Source organism: Nocardia sp. NPDC004260 (assembly GCF_053603155.1).
The window spans coordinates 1-1501 of the sequence record NZ_JBSGEZ010000259.1 but is presented as its reverse complement, the minus strand read 5'-3'; the positions used below and the strand labels follow the sequence as shown (position 1 = coordinate 1501).

Annotated in this window: 1 protein-coding gene; it reads right to left on the bottom strand. The window is 65.2% G+C overall.

Going from position 1 to position 1501, the window contains the following annotated elements:
• Nucleotides 1-1301, bottom strand: a 1301-nt coding sequence (locus ACWEO7_RS39485; protein WP_452430956.1) for an IS4 family transposase, incomplete at its 3' end; no start/stop codon positions are given.
• Nucleotides 1302-1501 lie beyond the last annotated feature (200 nt).

Sequence of the window (1501 nt, the reverse complement as noted above, 5' to 3'; positions counted from 1 at the left end):
CTGGTGTTGATGGTGACGTCGATCTCAATCTTGTAGGTGTTTCGGTCGATGTCGCCCTTGGCGCGGTGTTTGGAGATGGCTCGTTTGACGATGCGGGGGCTGCTGCGGTTGCGGCGGGCGGGTAGGAGGTGGTCGAGCACGGCTCGACCGATCTTGCCGACCAGGTCGATGGTGGTGCCGGCGATGATTCCGGTGGCGAGGATGACCTGGTCGCGGGCGGTATTGAGAGCGATGCTGAATCCGGCGCGGTCGGCGACGGCGCCGGCGCTGCTGGTGGCGTCGGACATCGCGATGCGCAGAGCTTGGTAGGTCACCAGCAGGGCGTAGATCTCCTGGGCGACACCCTCTGGAGTGCGGGCGCGCAGTACACGTTCGCCGAGGATGGTGGATTTCAGTTCCAGGTAGCTGGTTTCGATCGACCAGCGGGCATGATAGAGGGCCACCAGTTCGCTTGCCGGGTAACGTTTCTCGTCGGTCAGGGTGGTGATCAGCAGGTAGCGTTCGCTGCGGCGGGGCCCACCGGCCTGGTGGACGACGATGGTCGCGGCGATCACCCGCACGGTCGTGGCGCCGATCCGTGAGAGCCACGAGTTGTCACCGCAGCGGCGGATCACCGGAAGTCTCCGGTTGGTCTTGCAGCGGAACAGCAGGTCCGCACCGTTGCCGGCGACCTGGTCGATCAACGTGGCGACCGCGAAGTTGCGGTCGGCCATAAGCAGCATGCCCGTGCGCAGGCATCCCAGCAGGCGTGGCGCGTAGCTGGTCTCGCCGATGCGGTCGGTCCCGAACACCGCGTCGATCACGGTGCGGGTGCCACACGCGACCACGGTCAGCAGCCGCAGCATCGGATACCCGGAAACGCTGTGGCCGCCGCCTGCGCGACTGTAGAAGGTCAGGTTCTCGCGGGTGTCGGGCACGAACATCGAGGTGCCGTCGATCGCGCATACCAGCAGGCCCCGCCACCGCAGCGCTCCCGCGGCCGGGCCGCGGACCAGGTTGAACAGTTCCCGCAGCGGTGCGACCCCGATCCGGCGACGGGCTTGGGCCAACGCCGAAGACACCGGATCGGCCACGACAATCGAGTCCAGGCCCGCGATCATCCGCGCCCACACCTGCCGATAACCGAGTTCAGCGAACAACACCGCCGCCAACAGCAGGTATACGACCACCCGTGACGGCAGAGCCCGGATCCTGGCCTGCATCGCCCCTGCCGATTCCAGAGCCGCATCGACCATTTCGAACGGCACGATCCGGGTCAGCTCACCCAGATGACCCGGCGCGAAAGCACCTGCGGCTACCACTGATTCACGGTTGATGACACACTGAGCAGACAGCGGAACTCCAGCTTGAAGGGTTGTCTTGGCCGACGAACCTTCTCTACCGGAGTTCCGCTGTTCCCACCTCACGACACGCAACTGAAGCGACACAACCGACTCCGCCTCACCCACCGACCGGTTCGCAAATTTGACGACCAGGTCAAACCCTTATGTGAGCGGCATTG